Annotated in this window: 19 protein-coding genes; 5 read left to right on the forward strand and 14 right to left on the reverse strand. The window is 73.1% G+C overall.

The genetic code is table 11. From position 1 onward, the window contains the following. Window positions 1–339 precede the first annotated feature (339 nt). The 3 genes from QRN89_RS06030 to QRN89_RS06040 form a co-directional block, all read right to left on the reverse strand. Window positions 340–792: a DUF5959 family protein gene (locus tag QRN89_RS06030; protein WP_290348306.1), complete on the reverse strand. Its 453-nt coding sequence runs from the start codon at window positions 790–792 to the stop codon at window positions 340–342. Window positions 793–1,080: 288 nt separating this feature from the next. Beyond that, window positions 1,081–2,319, reverse strand: a complete 1,239-nt coding sequence (locus tag QRN89_RS06035; RefSeq protein ID WP_290348307.1) for an RNA polymerase sigma factor — start codon at window positions 2,317–2,319, stop codon at window positions 1,081–1,083. Continuing rightward, on the reverse strand, window positions 2,316–2,672 hold the full coding sequence (locus tag QRN89_RS06040; protein ID WP_290348308.1) for a YciI family protein: 357 nt from the start codon (window positions 2,670–2,672) through the stop codon (window positions 2,316–2,318). Before QRN89_RS06040 ends, QRN89_RS06035 begins: the two co-directional genes overlap by 4 nt. A gap of 435 nt (window positions 2,673–3,107) precedes the next feature. On the opposite strand from QRN89_RS06040, the gene QRN89_RS06045 reads away from it, so the two are divergent. After that, window positions 3,108–3,902 carry an ArsR/SmtB family transcription factor gene (locus QRN89_RS06045; protein WP_290348309.1) on the forward strand — a complete coding sequence of 265 codons (795 nt, stop codon included), beginning with the start codon at window positions 3,108–3,110 and terminating at the stop codon, window positions 3,900–3,902. A 168-nt stretch (window positions 3,903–4,070) separates the two neighbouring features. On the opposite strand, the gene QRN89_RS06050 is transcribed toward QRN89_RS06045, so the two are convergent. From QRN89_RS06050 to QRN89_RS06060, 3 genes are all read right to left on the reverse strand, one after another. Beyond that, window positions 4,071–4,640: a histidine phosphatase family protein gene (locus QRN89_RS06050; RefSeq protein ID WP_290348310.1), complete on the reverse strand. Its 570-nt coding sequence runs from the start codon at window positions 4,638–4,640 to the stop codon at window positions 4,071–4,073. A 61-nt stretch (window positions 4,641–4,701) separates the two neighbouring features. Beyond that, on the reverse strand, window positions 4,702–5,139 hold the full coding sequence (locus QRN89_RS06055) for a GNAT family N-acetyltransferase (RefSeq protein WP_290348311.1): 438 nt from the start codon (window positions 5,137–5,139) through the stop codon (window positions 4,702–4,704). Window positions 5,140–5,291: 152 nt separating this feature from the next. Then, window positions 5,292–6,743: an aminotransferase-like domain-containing protein gene (locus QRN89_RS06060; RefSeq protein ID WP_290348312.1), complete on the reverse strand. Its 1,452-nt coding sequence runs from the start codon at window positions 6,741–6,743 to the stop codon at window positions 5,292–5,294. Between QRN89_RS06060 and QRN89_RS06065 the strand changes: the two genes are divergently transcribed. Both QRN89_RS06065 and QRN89_RS06070 read left to right on the forward strand, forming a co-directional pair. Further along, window positions 6,742–7,695 (forward strand): DMT family transporter, encoded by a 954-nt coding sequence (locus tag QRN89_RS06065; RefSeq protein ID WP_290348313.1) that lies wholly within the window; start codon window positions 6,742–6,744, stop codon window positions 7,693–7,695. The genes QRN89_RS06060 and QRN89_RS06065 overlap by 2 nt on opposite strands. A 72-nt stretch (window positions 7,696–7,767) precedes the next feature. Further along, a complete protein-coding gene (locus QRN89_RS06070; RefSeq protein ID WP_138056243.1) occupies window positions 7,768–7,962 on the forward strand; it encodes a DUF1918 domain-containing protein in 195 nt (64 codons plus the stop codon). A gap of 9 nt (window positions 7,963–7,971) precedes the next feature. Here QRN89_RS06070 and QRN89_RS06075 read toward each other — a convergent pair whose 3' ends face one another. Next, window positions 7,972–9,210, reverse strand: a complete 1,239-nt coding sequence (locus QRN89_RS06075) for a glycoside hydrolase family 10-like protein (RefSeq protein WP_290348314.1) — start codon at window positions 9,208–9,210, stop codon at window positions 7,972–7,974. 191 nt (window positions 9,211–9,401) lie between these two features. Here QRN89_RS06075 and QRN89_RS06080 point away from each other — a divergent pair, with 191 nt between their 5' ends. Beyond that, entirely contained in the window at window positions 9,402–10,262 is an 861-nt protein-coding gene (locus QRN89_RS06080; RefSeq protein WP_290353585.1) for a 3-hydroxybutyryl-CoA dehydrogenase, read from the forward strand. 225 nt (window positions 10,263–10,487) lie between these two features. Further along, window positions 10,488–10,745 carry a hypothetical protein gene (locus QRN89_RS06085; protein ID WP_290348316.1) on the forward strand — a complete coding sequence of 86 codons (258 nt, stop codon included), beginning with the start codon at window positions 10,488–10,490 and terminating at the stop codon, window positions 10,743–10,745. A gap of 141 nt (window positions 10,746–10,886) precedes the next feature. On the opposite strand, the gene QRN89_RS06090 is transcribed toward QRN89_RS06085, so the two are convergent. The 7 genes from QRN89_RS06090 to rplT form a co-directional block, all read right to left on the reverse strand. Then, complete coding sequence (locus QRN89_RS06090) at window positions 10,887–11,417, reverse strand: NUDIX hydrolase (protein ID WP_290348317.1); 531 nt, start codon at window positions 11,415–11,417, stop codon at window positions 10,887–10,889. Between the two features lie 85 nt (window positions 11,418–11,502). Next, window positions 11,503–12,843: an NsdA family TPR-like regulatory protein gene (locus QRN89_RS06095; protein ID WP_290348318.1), complete on the reverse strand. Its 1,341-nt coding sequence runs from the start codon at window positions 12,841–12,843 to the stop codon at window positions 11,503–11,505. A 594-nt stretch (window positions 12,844–13,437) separates the two neighbouring features. Continuing rightward, on the reverse strand, window positions 13,438–15,966 hold the full coding sequence (gene pheT, locus QRN89_RS06100; RefSeq protein ID WP_290348319.1) for a phenylalanine--tRNA ligase subunit beta: 2,529 nt from the start codon (window positions 15,964–15,966) through the stop codon (window positions 13,438–13,440). Beyond that, complete coding sequence (gene pheS, locus QRN89_RS06105) at window positions 15,966–17,108, reverse strand: phenylalanine--tRNA ligase subunit alpha (RefSeq protein ID WP_290348321.1); 1,143 nt, start codon at window positions 17,106–17,108, stop codon at window positions 15,966–15,968. Before pheS ends, pheT begins: the two co-directional genes overlap by 1 nt. Window positions 17,109–17,234: 126 nt before the next feature. Then, window positions 17,235–18,353, reverse strand: coding sequence for a sensor histidine kinase (locus QRN89_RS06110; RefSeq protein WP_290348322.1), 1,119 nt, complete (start codon window positions 18,351–18,353; stop codon window positions 17,235–17,237). Window positions 18,354–18,578: 225 nt separating this feature from the next. Beyond that, complete coding sequence (locus QRN89_RS06115; RefSeq protein ID WP_290348323.1) at window positions 18,579–19,436, reverse strand: TrmH family RNA methyltransferase; 858 nt, start codon at window positions 19,434–19,436, stop codon at window positions 18,579–18,581. Between the two features lie 151 nt (window positions 19,437–19,587). Further along, window positions 19,588–19,974 carry a 50S ribosomal protein L20 gene (rplT, locus tag QRN89_RS06120; RefSeq protein ID WP_017945472.1) on the reverse strand — a complete coding sequence of 129 codons (387 nt, stop codon included), beginning with the start codon at window positions 19,972–19,974 and terminating at the stop codon, window positions 19,588–19,590. Window positions 19,975–20,030: the final 56 nt, after the last annotated feature.

A 20,030-nucleotide genomic window follows, 5' to 3' on the forward strand; every position in this document is an offset into this window, starting at 1 on the left:
GGACGCGGCGCAGGCGACGGACGCGGCGCGGGCACGGTGACGGACGCGGCGCAGGCGACGGACGCAGCGAGGCCGGACCCGCCGCGGTCGGCGGACGCGGCGCAGGCGACGGACGCAGCGAGGCCGGACCCGCCGCGGTCGGCGGACGCGGCGCAGGCGACGGACGCGGCGCAGGCGACGGACGCGGCGCAGGCGACGGACGCGGCGCAGGCGACGGACGCGGCGAGGCCGGACCCGCCGCGGTCGGCGGACGCGGCCCATACGCCGGACGGGCGGGCGCGCGGGACGCGCCGCAGCGGTCGGACCCCTCAGCCCGTCAGCCCGGTCCCGCCGCCGGCCTCACTCGCCGAGGGCGACCCGCGCCGCCGCGAGACGCTCTCGCGCCCCCGCGATCCACCCCTCGCCCATGTCGAGCGGTACGGCCACCGCGACACCGGTGCTCGGGCCGTCGCAGACCTCGACCACCCAGGGGTCCTCGATGATGAACCGGAGACAGGCCGTGTCGCCTTCCCGGGGCCAGTCGGCCGTGAACGGGTCGTCAGGGTCCGGCTCCGCCTCGACCTCCTCGATCGCGTCCAGCAGACGGCCCAGATCCGTCAGGTCGTCGGAGTCGAAGCCGAGATGGACCGTCCCGCTCACGAAACCGCTGATGACCACGGCTTCGGCGGCGTAGTACCGGGCGCTCCCGCCTGAGGCGACGGGAGTCGCCGACGGGAGGCGGACGCTGACGCTCTGATCACCGTCGCCGAGTCGGATGAGTTCCAGCGCTTCCGGCGCCCGGTGCGAGTACATGGCGGGAAAGGTACCTCGGCGGTTCGTGCTCGTGTTCGGCGGGAACGGACGCGGTCCCGCCGGCCGGGCACCACTTCCCGGGCCGTCTCCACACAGGCCCTGCGGGAGCACACGGACGCCCAGCCGGACCGACAAGGGCCGCCTGGCCGGATCCGCCCGGGCCCAGCCGATTCGGACACGGCCCGCCCGGATCGGGCACGAGCCCCGCCGCGGCGCACGGAAGCCGGGCAGAACCGTGCCCCGGCACGGCCTCCGCGGACGCGAGCCGGTGCGTGATCAGGGCGTGCGTCAGCCGGGACGGTCGAGGGCGTCGCCTCCGCGTCGCAGGAACTCCCGTTCGGCGGCGTTGCCCGCCAGGTCCGCGGCGGTCTCGTACGCGGCTGCCGCCCCCTCCGTCCGGCCCAGCCGGCGCAGCAGATCGGCGCGTACGGCGTGGAAGACGTGGTAGGCCTCGAGGCCGAGGCCGTCCACGAGGGCGAGCGCCGGCCCGGGGCCTTCGGTCTCGGCGACGGCGACCGCCCGGTGGAGGGCCACGACCGGGTTCGGGGCGAGGGCGTGGAGCTGGTCGTAGAGCCGGAGGATCTGCCCCCAGTCCGTGGCAGCGGCGGTCGGCGCGTCGCTGTGGACGGCGTTGATCGCCGCCTGGATCTGGTACGGTCCGGGCCGGCCACGGCGCAGGCACCGGCGGACGAGCTCCTGCCCCTCGGCGATGAGGTCGCGGTCCCAGCGCGTGCGGTCCTGGTCGGCGAGCAGCACGAGGGCGCCGTCCGGCGCGGTGCGCGCGGCCCGGCGGGACTCGGTGAGCAGCATCAGCGCCAGCAGCCCCGTGACCTCGGGCTCGTCGGGCATGAGGGCGTGCAGCAGCCGGCCGAGGCGGACGCCCTCGGCGCACAGGTCGTCACGGACGAGCGCGTCGCCGGAGCCGGCCGCGTACCCCTCGTTGAAGACGAGGTAGACGACGGCGAGCACGGACCGCAGGCGGTCGGGGAGATCGGCTTCGGCGGGTACGCGGTAGGGGATTCCGGCGTCGCGGATCTTGCCCTTCGCCCGGACGAGCCGTTGGGCCATCGTGCGTTCGGACACGAGGAAGGAGCGGGCGATCTCCGCCGTGCTCAGCCCTCCGACGAGCCGCAGGGTCAGGGCGACCCTCGCCGCCGGCGCGAGGGCCGGGTGGCAGCAGGTGAAGATCAGCCGGAGCCGGTCGTCGCGCACGGGGCCCTCCTCGCCCGGCTCCTCCGGGGCGTACAGCAGTGCGGCCTGGGCGTGCCGGTCCTCGCGTGAGGCCTCCCGACGCAGGCGGTCGACGGCGCGGTTGCGGGCGGTGGTGATGATCCAGCCCGCGGGGCTGGGCGGTGGGCCCGTTTCCGGCCATCGCCGGACCGCCGTGGTGAAGGCGTCCTGGACCGCCTCCTCGGCGACGTCGATGTCACCGAAGACGCGGACCAGGACGGCGACCGCGCGCCCGTACTGCTCGCGGAACACGCGCTCCACCTCGGCGACGGAGGCCGTCGCCCCGCCGGATGTCATCCGCAGCTCTCACCGTGCTGCAGGGGCCGGACCTCGATCGGGAGGGTGATCGCGCGGGCGAGCTTCCGGCCCCATTCCAGCGCGGCGTCGAGGTCGTCGGCCCGGACGACAGTGAAACCGCCCAGGTGTTCCCTGCCCTCGACGTAGGGGCCGTCGGTCATCAGGACCTCGTCGTCCTCGAGGTGGAGCACGGTCGCCGTGCTCGGCGGGAACAGACCCCCGGCGAAGACCCAGGCGCCCGCCTCCCGCATCTCCGCGTTCACGGCCTCGAGGTCCCGCATGATCGGCTCCAGCACGTCGGGCGGTGGCGGGTCGCCGTCGGGCTGGTAGATGCTCAGCAGGTACTGCTTCATGGTGTCCTCCCTCAGGGGTGCCTGCACGTTCCGGCTCCGCGCCACGGCCGCGGGACCACGTACGGGTACGGGTTCCCGGTCCGGCCGCGAGGTGCGACCGAGCGGCGTCTCACCTTCTGTACGAACGGGCCGGCCCCGTATCGACACCGTCGCCGGCTTCCGGTGCGGGGCACGGCCGTCCGGCGCCTTCGCCGCCCCCGGTTTCAGCGTCCCCCGGTGCCGTCGTCCGGCGTCCGTCGTCGTCCGTCGTCGTCCGCCCTCATCGTCCCTCCGGTTCGGCGTCCCTCCGACGCGTGGCCGGGCGATTGACATGCAACCTTTTGGCTGCCTATGGTTCATGCAACTGGATGGCTGCATATCCGAGAACGGTCGACGACGGACGGACGGACGGCGGACGAGCGTTCGCGCGACGATCGGGAACGCGGAGTGGTACCGGTGGACGAGGTGTTCAGGGCACTGGCCGACCCCAGCCGCCGACGGCTGCTGGACAGCCTCAACGCCCGCAACGGGCAGAGCCTGCGACAGCTGTGCACAGGGGTGGACATGACCCGGCAGTCCGTCAGCAAGCACCTGGCCGTGCTCGAAGCGGCCTGTCTGGTGACCACGGTCCGCAGCGGCCGGGAGAAGCTGCACTACCTCAACGCCGTGCCGATCAACGCCATCGCCGACCGCTGGATCAGCCGGTACGACCGGGAGCGCGTGCGCGCCCTCGCCGCCCTGAAGGCCGCATTGGAGCGAGAACCCATGAGCGACGCCCCCGCATTCGTCTACACCACGTACATCAGGACCACCCCGGAACGGCTCTGGGAGGCCCTGACCGATCCCGCCTTCACCCGCCGCTACTGGGGCGTGACGCTCACCTCGGACTGGGCGGCGGGGTCGACGATGGCCTGGGAGCAGTTCGGCGCCACCGTGTCCGACCCCGAGCAGGTCGTGCTGGAGTCCGCGCCCGGCCGGCGGTTGTCGTACACCTGGCACACCTTCACCCCGGAGTTCTCCAAGGCCTGCGGACTGCCCGACGAGCTCGCCGACAAAATGGCGGCGGAGCCCCGGTCGAGGGTGACCTTCGAGATCGAGCCCGCCGGCGACATGGTCAGGCTGACCGTGGTGCACGACGGCTTCGAGCCCGGGAGCGCCGTCCTGGAGGGCATCGGCGGCGGCTGGCCGGCGATCCTGTCCAGCCTCAAGACGCTGCTGGAGACGGGAGAGCCGCTGGGCGAACCCCGGTGACCGTCGCCGGTCCGGTCCGGCGACGGGGGCACGGGAAGACCCGGTGACGGACGTGGCCGAGTCCGGCGGCGGAGGCGGGCGAGCCGGGTGGAAGCGGGCGGGTCCCGCGACCACTGAGCGGGCCCCGTGCCGCGGGGTCCTGGGCACGGGCGCGGCGTGCCGTCGGACTCAGCTCTCCAGCCGTAGGTTCCAGCGGCCCGACCTGCCGATCAGGACGACCGTGGACAGCGGCCGCACGTCCACGTTCCAGTACGTCGCGGGCGGCGCCTTCAGCGCGTACACGAGCGCCGCGCGCACCACGGCGGGCTCCGCGACAGCGAGGACGGAACTCCCGTCGTCGGCGGGCCGGGTGTCGAGCCAGCCCCCTATCCGCGTGATGAAGCCCAGCAGGGGCTCACCCCCGTGCGGCGCCGAGCGCGGATCGGCGAGCCAGCTGTCCACCGCGTCCGGCTCCACCGCCGCCACCTCGGCGAAGGTACGGCCGCGCCACCGGCCCATGTCGCAGTCGCTCAGGGCGGGCTGCGCCAGCGTGGCGTAGCCGAGGGCGTCGGCGGTCCCCCGGCTGCGGGCGGTCGGCGAGCAGTAGCGCAGTTCCGCCGCGCCCAGCGGAACGAGCGCGGGCGCGGCGAGCTGCACCTCGTGCCAGCCGGCCTGGTCGAGGGGCCGGTCGTCGTCGAAGCGCTCGGCCAGCCGGGACGCGCAGCGCGCGGCGGTGACGAGGGTGACCCGAACACTCATGGCGGGATCGTGGTGCCGGACGCCTCCCAGGTCAAGAGGGGTTACTGACCGTTAACGCCGTTCACCGCGGCTTCAGGGCCATCCATTTCTCCGGGTCGGTGATCGGGGCGAAGCCGGCCTTCTCGTAGACCCCGTGCGCATCGTCCGTGGCGAGGACGATCCGCCGCAGCCCGAGCGGGACCAGCCGATCGCGTACCGCCTCGGCCAGCGCGGTGCCCAGTCCCTTGCCGCGCACGCCCCTGTCGACGTAGACGTCGCACAGGTACGCGAAGGTGGCGTGGTCGGTCACGACGCGCGCGTAGGCGACGAGTTCGCCGGAAGCCCGGTCGTAGGCGCCGAAGTTGAGGGAGCCGGCGATGGCCCGGTCCTGCTCCTCACGGGTGCGGCCGAGGGCCCAGTACGCGTCGGTGGAGAGCCAGTGGTGGATCCGGGCCGGGTCGAGCCTGGCCGGATCGGAGGAGATCTCGTACGCGCCGGGGGTGACGGTGGTGTCGCTCATCCCCGTACCTTCGCAGTGCCGGCGGCGTGTTGTCAGCGGGCTCCTGCCACGTCCGTTCCGGTCACCGCACTCGCTCCCGTCCCGCTCGGCCCGCACCGCACACCTCGATCCCGGCCCGCCCCCGGCTCCGGTCCGCGCTGCCGCGTTCCCCCTCAGTCCGCGCCGCGTCCCAGCACCTCGTCGCAGGAGATGCGCAGCCGCCGCACCCCTTCGGTGATCTCGGCCGGCCCCGCGACCCCGGCGAAGCTCAGCCGGAGGTGCCCGGCCGGCGGTTCGGCGCTGAAGTACGGGCGTCCGGGCGCCACGGCGACCCCGGCTCGGAGAGCGGCCGAGACGAGCGCCGTCTCGTCCGTGCCGTCGGGCAGGCGCAGCCAGAGGTGGTGGCCGCCGGCCGGGATGTGCGGGAGGGCGAGTTCCGGCAACCGTAGGCGCAGGGCGGCGGTCATGGTGTCCCGTCGGGCCTTCAACTCGGCGGTGACGGCCCGGAGGTGACGGCTCCAGGCCGGGGCGCCGACGAGTTCGAGCGCCGCCTCCTGCAAGGGCCGGGGGACGAAGAAGTTGTCGACCACGTGGATGGCGCGCAGGCGCTCCAGCACGGGTCCGCGCGCGGCGAGCGCCCCGACGCGCAGACTCGGGGAGGTGGCCTTGGTGAGGGAGCAGACGTGGACGACGACACCGTCGGGGTCGTCGGCGGCGAGCGTGGCCGGGAGCGGGCCGGCGTCGGCATGGACGAGGCGCCGGGCGAAGTCGTCCTCGATGACGAACGCCCCGGCGGCACGGGCGATCCGCAGTACCTCGCCGCGGCGCTCGGGGGCGAGCACGGCCCCGGTGGGGTTCTGGAAGAGCGGCTGGGTGACGAGGACCCGGGCGCCGGTCGCGCGGAAGGCCGCTTCGAGGAGGTCGGGCCGGACCCCGTGGGCGGGTTCGACCGGCACCGGCACGGGCCGCAGCCCGGCGGCCCGGGCGATGGCGAGCATCCCCGGATAGGTGGGCGATTCCACGAGCACCGGTGTGCCGGGCGGGGCCAGGGCGCGCAGGGCGGTGGTCAGCGCGGACTGGCCGCCGGCGGTCACCAGCACCTCGGCGGCGCTGAAGTCCGGGCCGATGCCGCGGGCGAACCAGTCGCGGAGTTCGGGCAGCCCGTCGGTCGGCGGACGGCCCCAGGCACCCGGGCGCCTGCCGGCGCGGGCGAGTGCGGCGGCCATCGCCTGCTCGGGCTGGAGCGAGGGGTGCAGATAGCCGCCGTTGAACTCGATGACGCCGGGCGGCGGCGCGGCGAGCGTGACGAGGACCCCGGAGGCGTCCACGGCACGCGGCACGACCTCGGCGGCGACGTCCGCGCTGAGGGCGACCTCCTGCCAGGACGTGTCGACGGCGGCCCCCGGGTCCGTCCTCGGCTGCGCGCGGAAGGCCCCGGCTCCCGGGCGGGTGACGACGAGCCCTTCGGCTGCCAGTCGGGCCAGGGCGCGGGAGACCGTGACCGGCGAGACCCGATGCCGCTCGACGAGCGCTCGACTCGATGGCAGCTTCTCGCCTGGTGAGTAGCGGTTCAGCTCCACTCTCAGGGACTTCACCAGTTCGGCCACACTGCTACGCTCTTGCATGAGAGCACAGAATAGCGCTACCGGCGCGAACCCGATAGCGGTCGCCGATACGCCGCCGCCCGGTCCGTCCGTCACCGCCTCCCCGGCCGGGCCCGGATCCCGGCACGGCACTCTGCTGGCGTCGCTCGGCGTCGTCGCCTTCTCCCTCACCTTCCCGTCCACGGTCTGGGGACTGGAGTCCTTCGGCCCGTGGTCGCTGGTCGCCGTGCGGAGCGTCCTCGCCGCCGTCGTCGCGGGGGGCTTTCTGCTCGCTCTGCGGGTGCCGCTTCCCGAGCGGCGGCACTGGGGCTCCCTGCTCGTGGTCGCCGGCGGTGTGGTCGTCGGCTTCCCCCTCCTCACGACCCTCGCGCTGCGGACGTCGACCACGTCGCACGCCGCGGTGGTCGTCGGCCTGCTGCCGCTGACGACCGCCGCCTTCGCGGCCGTCCGCACGGGCCGGCGGCCGTCCCGGACCTTCTGGGCCGCGGCGCTCGCCGGCGCGGCGGTCGTGCTGGGGTTCACCCTGGGCCAGAGCGGTGGTGCCCTGTCGACCGGCGATCTGTATCTCTTCGGCGCGTTGCTGGTCTGCGCCGCGGGCTACACCGAGGGAGGCCGGCTGGCCCGGCCGATGCCGGGCTGGCAGGTGATCGGCTGGGCTCTGGTCATGTGCCTGCCGCTCGCCATGGCCGGCGCGGTGTTCGCCCTGATGGCCGAACCGGTCCGGCCGAGCGTGCAGGGGTTCGCCGGACTCCTCTGGGTGGCCGTGGGATCGACCTTCTTCGGGCTCTGGGTCTGGTACCGCGGCATGGCGGCGATCGGCATCGCCAGGGCCAGTCAGCTGCAACTCGCCCAGCCGCTGCTCACTCTCGTCTGGTCGGTGCTGCTGCTCGCCGAGCCCCTCTCGCCGGCCGCTCCCGTCGCCGCCGTCGCCGTTCTCGTCTGCATCGCCGTCACCCAGCGGTCGAGCACCTGAGGGTGACACAAGCCACACATCGGGACGTAGACTCTGAGTACCGTCAAACCCCCGTCAAGGAGGTCAGGCACGATGGAAGCGAGTGTCGGAGACAAGCTGCTCGTGCACGGCCGCGTCGTCGGTCAGCACGACCGGACGGCCGAAGTCGTCGAGGTGCTGGGGGACAAGGGCACGCCGCCCTACCGCGTCCGTTTCGAGGACGACGGTCACGAGTGCCTGATGTCGCCCGGCCCGGACTGCGTCGTACGTCACCGCCAGCAGTCCTGAGCCGGAGGTTCAGCGCGGCGGCCGGACCCGGGTCGGATAGTGGTCGGTCACCACCCTGGCCATGGCGCCGATCCGGTCCGTGACGACTTCCTTCGACGCGAAGAAGCAGTGGCCGCGCACCTCCGGGTACCGACGGGCGAGGGTGAGGTGACGGGAGAGCTCCGCCGGGTCCTGCCAGGCGGCGGGCTGTGCGGGATCGCCGGCCTTGTAGAGCGCCTCACCGACGAACAGATCCACGCCGGTGCCCCGGGCCACGTCCGCCCACCAGGGCACCAGCTTCGCGTAGTCGGCGGCGCTGAACCCGATGTTCCAGTACAGCTGCGGGATCACGTAGTCGATCCAGCCCTGGCGGACCCACTTGCGGGTGTCGGCGTACAGGTCGTCGTAGGTCTCCACACCCGCCCGCGTGGCGGAGCCGAGCGGATCGGTGGAGGAGTTGCGCCAGACCCCGAACGGGCTGATGCCGAAGCGGATCCCGGGGTCGACGCGCCTGATGCGCGCGGCCGTCTCCCGCACCAGCAGGTCGATGTTGTTGCGCCGCCACGCGGCCTTGTCCCGGAACCCGCCGCCGTACTGCCGGTACGCGGCGTCGTCGTCGAAGACCTCCCCGGCCACCGGATAGGGGTAGAAGTAGTCGTCCCAGTGCACGGCGTCGATCGGATAGCGCTCGACCGCGTGCAGCATCGCGTCCTGCACGAAGGCCCTGACCTCGGGCAGACCGGGGTTGTAGTAGAGCTTTCCACCGTACGGAAGCACCCATCCGGGGTTCCGCCGCGCCGGATGGTTCGCCGCGAGACGCCCGAGGTCGGTGTGGCCGGCGACCCGGTACGGGTTGAACCAGGCGTGCAGCTCAAGTCCCCGCGCATGCGCCTCGGCGACGGCGGTGCCCAGCGGGTCCCAGCCGGGATTCCGCCCCTGCACTCCGGTCAGGTACGCGGACCACGGCTCGTACGGGGAGGGCCACAGGGCGTCGGCGGTCGGCCGCACCTGGAGGATCACGGTGTTCAGCCGGCGGGCCACCGCGCGGTCGAGCTGGGCCAGCAGCTCGGAGCGCTGCTGGGCCGCGGTCAGTCCCGGCCTGGAGGGCCAGTCACGGTTGGCGACGGTGGCCACCCACATCCCCCGGAACTCCGGGGGGCAGCCCCGCCGGCGTCCGCCCGCCGGCGCCGCGACCGCCTCCCCCGCCATGCCCAGCGCGGCGAGCGCGCCGGCCGCCGTGACGAATCCCCGCCGGGTGATCTGCCTCATATGCCGGGTCATGTACCGAGCCTCCGCACCGCCGTGCACCGCGCCTTCGCGGGCGTCCGCGCACAGCATGCCCGCCCCGGGCACCCGTGCACACGCACCGGCGGAGTAACGTCGTGGCGTCGAGGCGGGTGCCGGAACCATACGGGGCCCGCCGCACCGAGATCAGCGAAAGGCACGATGTGACCGACACTGTGGCCGGCGTATCCCGCGTCGGAGTGGTGGGCTGTGGCCAGATGGGCGCCGGCATCGCCGAGGTCTGCGCCCGCAGCGGACTCGAGGTCAAGGTCGCCGAGACCACCGGCGAGGCCCTGGAGATCGGCCGTACGCGGCTGTGCACCTCGCTCGCGAAGGCCGCCGAACGCGGCAAGATCAGCGAGGAGGAGCACCGCGAGACGCTGGAGCGGCTGACCTTCACCACCGACCTCGGGGAGTTCGCCGACCGCGACCTCGTCATCGAGGCGGTCGTGGAGAACGAGCAGGTCAAGACCGAGATCTTCCAGGTGCTCGACCAGGTGGTGACCAGCCGGGACGCCATCCTCGCCTCCAACACCTCGTCCATCCCGCTGGTGAAGCTGGCGGTCGCGACCTCCCGCCCCGACCAGGTCATCGGCATCCACTTCTTCAACCCGGCACCGGTGCAGAAGCTCGTCGAGCTGATCCCCGCGCTGACCACGTCGGAAGAGACGATCAAGCGCTCCGAGGCCGTGGTCGAGCAGGTGCTCGCCAAGCACGCCATCCGCGCCCAGGACCGCTCGGGCTTCGTGGTGAACGCCCTCCTGATCCCCTACCTGCTCTCGGCGATCCGGATGTTCGAGTCGGGGATCGCCAGCCGTGAGGACATCGACAACGGCATGGAGCTGGGCTGCGCCCACCCGATGGGTCCGCTCAAGCTCTCGGACCTGATCGGCCTGGACACGGTCGCCTCGGTGGCCGACTCGATGTACGCCGAGTTCAAGGAGCCGCTGTACGCCGCCCCGCCGCTGCTGCAGCGGATGGTGGACGCGGGACGGCTGGGCCGGAAGACGGGCTCCGGCTTCTACACCTACTCCTGAGCCGCGTCGCACCTGCGTCGCGGCGCACCACTGCGTCGCGTCGTACCTCTGAGGCGTTCCGCGCGGCCTGCGGCGCGTGATTCGCACAGGCGTTTCACACGGGGTGTGAGGAGCGTGTCCGCATATGCCGTGCGCACACGCTCCCCTGCTCCCATCAGGGAGTGTTGACTCGGGATCGCTCGGCCGAGGGACCACCGGACGACCATCCCGAACAGGAGCACACAGGTGACCACCGACCCCGATCACTTAGCCGCCGTCGAGGAGTTCGCCGAACTGCGCCGCTCCCTCGACGTCGGCCTCGCCCGCATCGACGGGCACCTCGCCCTGCTGGCCCAGCGGCACGACCGCATCGACCGGGACGTGGACGATCTGGCCGCGCGTGTGGTGACGCTCGAGCACAGCCGATGGCCTCTGCCCGCGGTCGCCGCACTCACCGCGCTGGGCGCACTGGCGGTGGCGGTCTGGCAGGCGGTCGGCGGCTAGGCCGTGCGGCGAAAGTCCCTCCCGCCCTGCGGGCGGACGGAGCTGCTTCCGCCACACGCGCCAACGCCGACGAATCCCGCGACCGGCCACGGGCACGCACCGGCGCGGGCTCGTCCCGGGCACACCCGGGACGTCACGGGCTCACCCGAGGCGCAGATGGTGCAGCATCAGCAGCCCGGCCGCCATGCCGGCGGCCGGGACCTCGCCGCGGGCGATCATGTCGGGAACCAGCTTCAGCGGTATCCACTCACGGCGCGAGGACTCGAAGTCGTCCTCGGGCGGGCCGATGTAGGTGGCCCCCTCCGACCAGTAGAGATGGTGCCGGGCGTCGGTGAGCCCGTTGGACGGTTCCACGGTCAGCAGATGCCGGAGCCGGCCGGGGCGCCAGCCGGTCTCCTCCTCCATCTCCCGGGCCGCCGCGAAGGCGATGTCCTCGCCGTCCTCCACGACGCCCGCGGCGAGTTCCCACCCCCAGCTGTCGGTGATGAACCGGTGCCGCCACAGCATCAGCACCTCGTTGGCCTCGTTGACGGCGGTCGCGACGGCGACCGGGCGGAGCCGGATCAGGAAGTGGTCGAGATGCCGGCCGTCCGGCAGCTCGACATCAGCGAGATTGACCCTGAACCAGCGGTTCTCATAGACGGTTTGCTCGCTCAGCTTCGTCCACTGCACGGTTCTGCCACCTTCCGACAAGTAGATGGCAATATCGCAGCAGGAGCACGGGCCGAGGGGAACGCTCACAGGAGGCGCAGCAGGCTCACAGAGGTACGCGCAGGGCCCCTTCGATGACGTCGGCCGCCTCGGCGGCCGTCGCGGACCCGTTCGCCGCGAGGTTCGCCCGCACGGCCCGGAGCCGGTCCCTGAGCCGATGAGACTCCATCCCCCTGGCCCGTTCGGTCATTTCGACGGCCGTCCGCGCGGCCCGCTCGGCCTCGCCCTGACGCAGCTCGATCTGGCTGAGCATGGCCAGCCGGTGGACCCGGCCACGGTCGTGGGACGGCACGGCGGCCGCCGCGTCCGCGTGCTCCCTGGCCGCCCCCAGCTCCCCCAGACACAGCAGCGCCTCGGCGACCTGGACGTTCACCAGTCCCGGCTGCACATAGCCGGTCTCGTCCGGCTCGTGCCCCGGGTGGATCCGCTCGGCCTCCTCCTCGGCACGACGGATCCTGCCCAGCGCCGCGCCCCCGTCGCCGAGATGCGCGTACGCCTTCGCCTGCATCGCATAGAGGTCCGTGGCCAGCGCCGGGGTGATCTGCCGCCCGGCCGTCCGCAGCGCGGCCTCGGCGAACGCGACGGCCTGCCGGTACTCCCCCATGAACAGGGACTGGTTGACGAGCAGCGCGATCACGTACGCCCCGAGCCCCCGGTCGCCACTCGCCTTCGCCAGCCGCAGCGCCTGGTGGAAGTAGCGCTGTGCCAGCCCGTGGGCGTCCGAGTCGTAGGCGCAGATCCCTGCGACGGCCACCAGACCGCCGGTCGCCCGGTGCAGTTGGCGGCCGAGTGCGTCGCTGTAGGCACCGCGCAGCAGCGGGGCCGCCTCGCTGTTGAGGAATCCGACGATCCGGGAGCGGGTGGCGATGCCCCCGGCCTTGCGGTACATCAGCTCGTAGTGGGCCCGGGCGGCGCGGAGCATCTTGACGTCGGCCATGCTGACCCGGGTGCGGCCGTCACGGGAGACGTCCGCGTCCTCCGGGGGGTTCTCCCACTCCCAGACGGGCATCACGGCGGGTGTGCCGGTGACCGCCGGTGCGCCGATGACATGGGGACGCTGCTGCTCGTCGGAGCGCCACAGCGCGGTGGCGCGCTCCACGAAACCGGAGAGGGGGGAGCCGTGCCGGACCGCGGTCTCCCCCGGCACACCGAGTCCGATGTCGTCGAGGGTGACCACGCGTCGCAGCCGGCGCGCGAGCACCTCGCAGATCAGGTCGGGCACCTGGCCGCGGGGACGCTGGCCCTTCAACCAGCGTGCCACGGCCGTGTGTTCGTAGCGCAGCGAGAGGCCTCTCGCCCGGCCCGCCTGGTTCACATGGGCGGCCAGGCCCGCGTGCGAGACGCCCGCCTCGTCGAGCAGCGCGTCGAGCAGGGTGTTGGGCTGCATGGGGCCCTCCGTTGGCTCGGTGTGGCCCAGAGTAGTGGAGCGGGCTTCGCACGGGGTGTGAAACAAGTGCATATATCCGTGCCGTGCGCGCTCTGCCGCCGTCCCGCTCGCGCCGGTTGACTGTTCTTCCTCTCAAGGAGGCGGCCGGGCCGCCGGCTCCCCCTCGTACAGTGCGGCGGCCCGCATCCGCGCCGTCCGTCCTGCTGATCTGCCCGACACTCCGCGGCAGGACGGACGGCGCCGGCCGCGAACGGCCCTTTCCCCGTCGGTGATTGGAGGGCTCAGGGCGGGAACGGCGCAGCTCCGGCTCGGGACTGCGCCGGCACCCGTGCCCGGCCGTCGCGCGGCACCGCCGCTCCCGGGACACCGCTCGCCGAGCCGTCACCCTGGCACGACGGCAGGAACGCACGACCGCAGGGCCGGCACGGGCAGCGCGGACGCGGGGCCCGAGCGGTCCGGCAGCGGGACCGGCCCGGTGGTGACCGCCGCGATCACCGCCGGACGAGTGGGCGCGAGGAAGCGGGACGGTGGTGTGCATACGCAAGGGGCGCGTCCGGACCGGTCCGGACGCGCCCCTTCGTTGTCGGCGAACGATCAGGCGCCGCGCAGCACCGCTCCGGTGCGCTCGCCGGCGAGTGCGACGGCGGCGTCACGGGCGGCCGAGGCCTCCTCGACGGTCAGCGTGCGGTCGGGGGCGCGGAACCGCAGCGCGTACGCCAGCGACTTCCTGCCCTCGCCGACCTGCTCACCCTCGAAGACGTCGAACAGGCGGATGGACTCGAGCAGTTCGCCCGCGCCCTCCTGCAGCGCCTTCTCGACGTCGGCGGCGGGCACCTCCGAGGCGACGACCAGTGCGACGTCCTGCGTGGCCACCGGGAACGTGGAGATCCGCGGTGCCTGGAGGGCGCCCTCTCCGGCCCGCTCCAGCAGGTCCAGCTCCATCTCCATCGCGCAGGTACGCTCCGGCAGTCCGAGCGCCTTGACGGCGCGCGGGTGCAGCTCGCCCGCGTGGCCGACGAGGGTCTCCTCGCCGTCCACCAGGGCGTACAGCGCGGCGCAGCGACCCGGGTGCCACGGCGTGTGCCGGTCGGCGCGGACGGTGAGCTCGGCACCGGCCTCACGGGCCACCGCACGGGCGGACTCGATCGCGTCCGCCCAGTCCGCGGGACGGCCCTCGCCCCACCAGCCGGCCTGCTCGCGCGCGCCCGCCAGGACGGTGGCGACCCGGCGCGGCTGGTGCGGCAGCGCCGCGTTCAGCACCGCGATCTCCTCGTCGGTCGGGCGGCGGTCGACCGGCAGCACACCGGGGACCGTCTCCTCGCCGGTGGGCCGGAAGACCAGCCCGGTCTCGAAGAGCGCCAGGTCGTGCGACCCACGGCCCACGTTGCGCCGCAGCGCGGAGAGCAGTCCGGGCAGCAGCGTGGTGCGCAGCGCGGGCTCCTCGTCGGAGATCGGGTTGACCAGCGTGACCACCGTGCGCCGGGGATCGTCGACGTCCAGACCGAACTGGTCCAGGACCGCCTCGCCGACGAACGGGTAGTTCAGGGCCTCGACGTAGCCGGCGCCGGCCAGTGCGCGACCGACGCGCCGGTGCAGGCGCTGACGGGCGGTGAGCCCGCGGCCGGACGGCGGGGTGGGCAGCGTGGACGGGAGGTTCTCGTACCCCTCCAGCCGGATGACCTCTTCCGCGAGGTCGTTCGGCTCGTGCAGGTCGGGGCGCCACGACGGGACCGTCACGAGGAGCTCGTCCTGGCCGTAGACGTCGCAGCCGACCTCCTGCAGCCGCCGGACCACGGTCTCGCGGCCGTAGGCGACGCCGGCGACCCGGTCCGGGTGGTCGGCGCGCATCGTGATGGTGCGCGGCGCGGACGGGGCGACGATCTCGGTGACCCCGGCCTCGGCGGTGCCGCCGGCCAGGAGCACGAGCAGGTCGACCGTGCGCTGGGCGGCCGCGGCGGCGGCCTGCGGGTCGACTCCGCGCTCGAAGCGCCGGGACGCCTCGGACGACAGCTTGTGGCGGCGGGCCGTGCGGGCGATGGAGACCGGGTCGAAGTGGGCGGCCTCGACGACGACCTCGGTGGTGCCGCGGACCTCGCCCGTCTCCGGGTCGGTCTCGGAGTCGGCGATCTCCGTGTTCGCCCCGCCCATCACGCCCGCGAGGCCGATCGGTCCGCGGCTGTCGGTGATGACCAGGTCCTGGGCGTCCAGGACGCGCTTGACCCCGTCGAGGGTGGTGAACTTCTCGCCGGCCTCGGCGCGGCGGACCCCGATCGGGCCCTCGAGCCGGTTGCGGTCGTAGGCGTGCAGGGGCTGGCCGAGCTCCAGCATCACGTAGTTGGTGATGTCGACTGCCAGCGAGATCGGCCGCATCCCGGCCTTCTGCAGCCGGCGCTGCATCCAGATCGGCGAGCGGGCCTCGGGGTCGAGCCCGACGACGGTGCGCGCGGTGAAGCGGTCGCAGCCGATCGGGTCGGCGATCCGCACCTGGTAGCCGTACGAGTTGGGCGCGGGGACGTCGAGCAGCGCCGGGTCGCGCAGCGGCAGGCCGTAGGCGGTGGCGGCCTCGCGGGCGACACCGCGCATCGACAGGGCGTAGCCGCGGTCGGGCGTGACGGCGATGTCCAGGACCTCGTCGTACAGCTCCAGCAGCTCGGTGGCGTCGGTGCCGACCTCGATCTCCGGCGGGAGCACGATGATGCCGTGCGTCCCGTCGTCGCCCATGCCGAGCTCGTCGGCGGAGCAGATCATGCCGCGGGACATCCGGCCGTACGTCTTGCGCTCGGCGATGCGGAAGTCACCGGGCAGGACGGCGCCGGGCAGCGCCACGACGACCTTGTCGCCGACGGCGAAGTTGCGGGCGCCGCAGACGATCTCCTGCGGCTCGCCCGTACCGTTGGCCTGCGCCACGTCGACCGTGCAGAAGCGGATGGGCTTCTTGAACTCGGTCAGTTCCTCGATGGTGAGCACCCGGCCGACGACGAGCGGGCCGGTGAGGCCGGCACCGATCTGCTCGACGGTCTCGACCTCGAGGCCGGCCGAGATGAGTTTGGCCTGTACGTCACGGCCGGTCTCCGTCGCCGGCAGGTCGACGTACTCCCGCAGCCATGAAAGCGGGACCCGCATCAGATCTCCATCCCGAAGGGCCGGGTGAACCGGACGTCACCCTCGACCATGTCTCGCATGTCTTCGACGTTGTGGCGGAACATCAGCATCCGCTCGATGCCGAACCCGAAGGCGAATCCGCTGTACTTCTCGGGGTCGACGCCGCAGGCGGTGAGCACCTTCGGGTTGACCATTCCGCAGCCGCCGAGCTCGATCCAGCCCTCGCTGGAGCAGGTGCGGCAGGGCCGGTCCGGGTTGCCGACGGACTCGCCGCGGCAGACGTAGCAGACCATGTCCATCTCGGCGGACGGCTCGGTGAAGGGGAAGAAGTTCGGCCGCAGCCGGGTCTTCATTCCCTCGCCCCCGAAGAGCGCGCGGACCATGTGGTCCAGGGTGCCCTTGAGGTCGGCCATGGTGAGGCCCTCGTCCACGGCGAGCAGCTCGACCTGGTGGAACACCGGGGTGTGGGTGGCGTCCAGGTCGTCGGTGCGGTAGACGCGGCCGGGGCAGATCACGTACAGCGGCGGCTCGCGGTCGAGCATCGAGCGGACCTGTACGGGCGAGGTGTGCGTGCGCAGCACCACTCCGGAACCGGACTCGCCTCCCTCGCCCCCGGTGCCCTCGGCGCCCTTCACGAAGAAGGTGTCGTGCTCACCGCGGGCGGGGTGGTCGGCCGCGATGTTCAGAGCGTCGAAGTTCAGCCACTCGGTCTCGACCTCGGGGCCCTCGGCGACCTCGTAGCCCATGGCCACGAAGATGTCCTCGATGCGCTCGGAGAGCGTGGTCAGCGGGTGGCGGGCGCCGGCCGGGGTGCGGTCGTACGGCAGCGTGACGTCCACCGCCTCCTCGACCAGGACCCGGGCGTCGCGCTCGGCCTCCAGTTCGGCCTGGCGGGTGGCCAGGGCCTTGTTGACGGCCCCGCGGGCCTGGCCCACGCGCTTGCCGGCCTCGGCCTTCGCGTGGGGCGGCAGGGCGCCGATCTCACGGTTGGCGAGCGCGAGCGGCGCCGTGGGGCCGGTGTGCGCGATCTTCGCCTCGTGGAGCGCGTCGAGGTCGCCCGCGGCGGCGAAGGCGGCGAGCGCCTCGTCCCGCATGCGCTCGATCTCTTCCGGTTTCAGTGCCTCGACCTCGACAGGGTCGTACGACTTGTTCGGTGCCGACATCTCTTCCCGTACTTCCGATGGGGTGGCTGGGGCGCCCGCTCGACGACCGAGGACGCAAAGGTGCCAAAGGACGAGTTTAGCGGGGTGACAGTACGCGAATGAGCCCGTGGGGCGCGGGTGCGCTTATCAGGCGAGATAAGCAGGCGTGCCCACGGGCAACGTAAATCGGAACTCCGCGCCGCCGCCCGGGCCGCGGCCGACGGTGATCGTCCCGCCGTGCGCCTCGACGATGCCCTTCACGATGTACAGGCCGAGACCGGTGCCACCGCGCTTGCTCCCCCGCCAGAAGCGGGTGAAGACACGGCCCATCGACTCCTCGGGGATGCCGGGGCCTTCGTCGCTCACGGTGACGGTCGTTCCCTTCTCGTCGCTGCTGCCGGACGCGGGTGCCACCTCGATGGTGACCGTTCCCTCTCCGTGGCGCACCGCATTTTCCAGGAGGTTGCCCAGCACCTGGTCGATCTTGTCGGGATCCGCCCAGAGCTCGGGCAGGTCGTGGTGGACCCGGACGAAGAAGCGGTCCGGGGACTGGCCGCCCGCGGTGTACGCCTGGACGTGGCGGCCCACGGCGGCGGCGACGTCGACGGGCTGGCGCCGCACCTCCAGCCGGCCGGAGTCGATGCGTGAGATGTCGAGGAGCTCCGCGATGAGCCGGGTCACACGGTTGGCGTCGGCGTCGACGGTCTCCAGCATCAGCCGCTTCTGGTCGTCGGTGAAGCGCTCCCACTTGGCGAGGAGGGTGGCGGTGAATCCCTTGACGGAGGTCAGCGGGGAACGCAGCTCGTGGGCGACGGTGGCGATCAGCTCGGCGTGGCTGCGCTCGGTGCGGCGGCGCGCCTCGGTGCCGCGGACGCTGACGACGACACGGCGCACGGGGCCCGTGGGCGTCTCCCGTACGTAGCGGGCGGAGACCAGCACCTCTCGGCCGCCCGGCAGGAGCAGATTGCGCTCGGGCTGGCCGACCCGGGTGGCGAGGCCGCCGTACGGGTCGGTGAGGGGCCACCAGCGGCGGCCCTTGAGGTCCTCCAGGGGCAGCACGTGGTCCAGCGACCGGCCGAGGGCGCGGTCGGCGGGAACGGCGGTGATCCGTGCGGCAGCGGCGTTGAAGCAGATGATCCGGCCGTGCTCGTCGGCGACGACGAGGCCGTCGGGGAGGTCGTCCGGGCCGATGCCCGGACCGGCGCCGTCCTCGGCGCGTGCCGACGCCAGGAACGCCTCCGACGGCCCGCTCGTGCCGACAGTCATCCCCGTACCCCACCTCTCGAACCGGTGCAGTGGGTCCCCGAGTGCGTCACCCTACTAGTCGGCGGTGACGGAGCGACACCCTGCGTCCACCGGGGCCCGCCCGTGTCCGGAAAGCATCGCCGCCCTCCCGGAGGCACTCGGCTCCGGGCGGAGTCCCCCCGGCGGACACGGGCCGAAGGGCACGGCGGGGCCCCGGGACCGGGTCCGGGCCGCGGACGCGACGGCCTAGCCGTCGGTGGCGGCGCTGCAGCCACCGGGAGTGCGCTGGGCGCGTGCGGAGGCGTAGAGGCAGACGGCGGCGGCGGTGGCGAGGTTGAGGCTCTCGGCCTTGCCGTGGATCGGCACGCGCACGACGGCGTCGGCGAGCGCCCGGGTCGCCTCGGGGAGGCCCCACGCCTCGTTGCCGAAGATCCACGCGGTGGGCCCGGACATGGTCCCGGCGTCGAGCTCGTCGTCCAGGTCGTCCTCGCCGGCGCCGTCCGCGGCGAGGACGCGCACGCCTGCCGCTTCGAGACCGCTGACGGCCCGCTCGACGGGGACGCCCACCGCGACGGGCAGATGGAACAGCGAGCCCACCGAGGCCCTGACCGACTTGGGGTTGTACAGGTCCACCGAGGCGTCGGTCAGCACGACCGCGTCCGCACCGGCCGCGTCTGCGCAGCGCAGCACCGTGCCGGCGTTCCCGGGGTCGCGCACGTGCGCCAGCACGGCCACGAGCCTCGGCCGGGCGGCCAGGATGTCCTCGAACGGCGAGTCGAGGAAGCGGCAGACGCCGACGAGACCCTGCGGTGTCACGGTCTGGGAGACCTCCGCCACCACGGTGTCGTGTGCGTGGTGGATCCGGGCCCCGGCGGCGCGGGCGGCGTCGACGATGTCCGCGTACCGCTCGGCGGCCTCGACGGTGGTGAACAGCTCGACGAGCGTCGGCAGGCCGTCGCCGCCCCGGTGCGCGACCGCCTCCCGCACGGCCTGCGGCCCCTCGGCGAGGAACAGCCGCTCCTTGGAACGGAAGTTCCGCTTCGCGAGCCGTCGTGCGGCGACGACCCGCGGAGACCGCGGGGAGATCAGCTCGGGGGTCCCCATGGGGGCTCTCACTTCCTTGTGGGCTCGGCGGTGCGCGGTCGGCGGGCGGGCGTGGGTGGGGCGGCGCGGCGCGCGTACCCGGTCCGGAACACACTCGGACCCGCAGACCGTCGGCCTGCGGGTCCGGGCTGTGTCCGGTGGGACGCGACCGTCAGGCCGCGGCCTTCGGGGCGTTGACGTCGCTGGGGAGCGCCTTCTGGGCGACCTCGACGAGCGCGGCGAACGCGTTGGCGTCGTTGACCGCGAGCTCGGCCAGGATCTTGCGGTCCACCTCGACGTTGGCGGCCTTCAGACCCTGGATGAAGCGGTTGTAGGTGATGCCGTTCGCGCGGGCAGCGGCGTTGATGCGCTGGATCCACAGCTGACGGAAGTCGCCCTTGCGCTTCTTGCGGTCGTTGTAGTTGTAGACGAGGGAGTGGGTGACCTGCTCCTTCGCCTTGCGGTACAGGCGGGAGCGCTGACCGCGGTAACCGCTGGCCTGCTCGAGGATCGCCCGGCGCTTCTTGTGGGCGTTGACTGCCCGCTTGACGCGTGCCACTTGTTGACTCCTTGTAGCGGGGCCGTGGTTGTCCTCACACGGCCCGGAAACGAATT

The sequence above is a fragment of the Streptomyces sp. HUAS CB01 genome (assembly GCF_030406905.1).
GTDB lineage: Bacteria > Actinomycetota > Actinomycetes > Streptomycetales > Streptomycetaceae > Streptomyces > Streptomyces chengbuensis.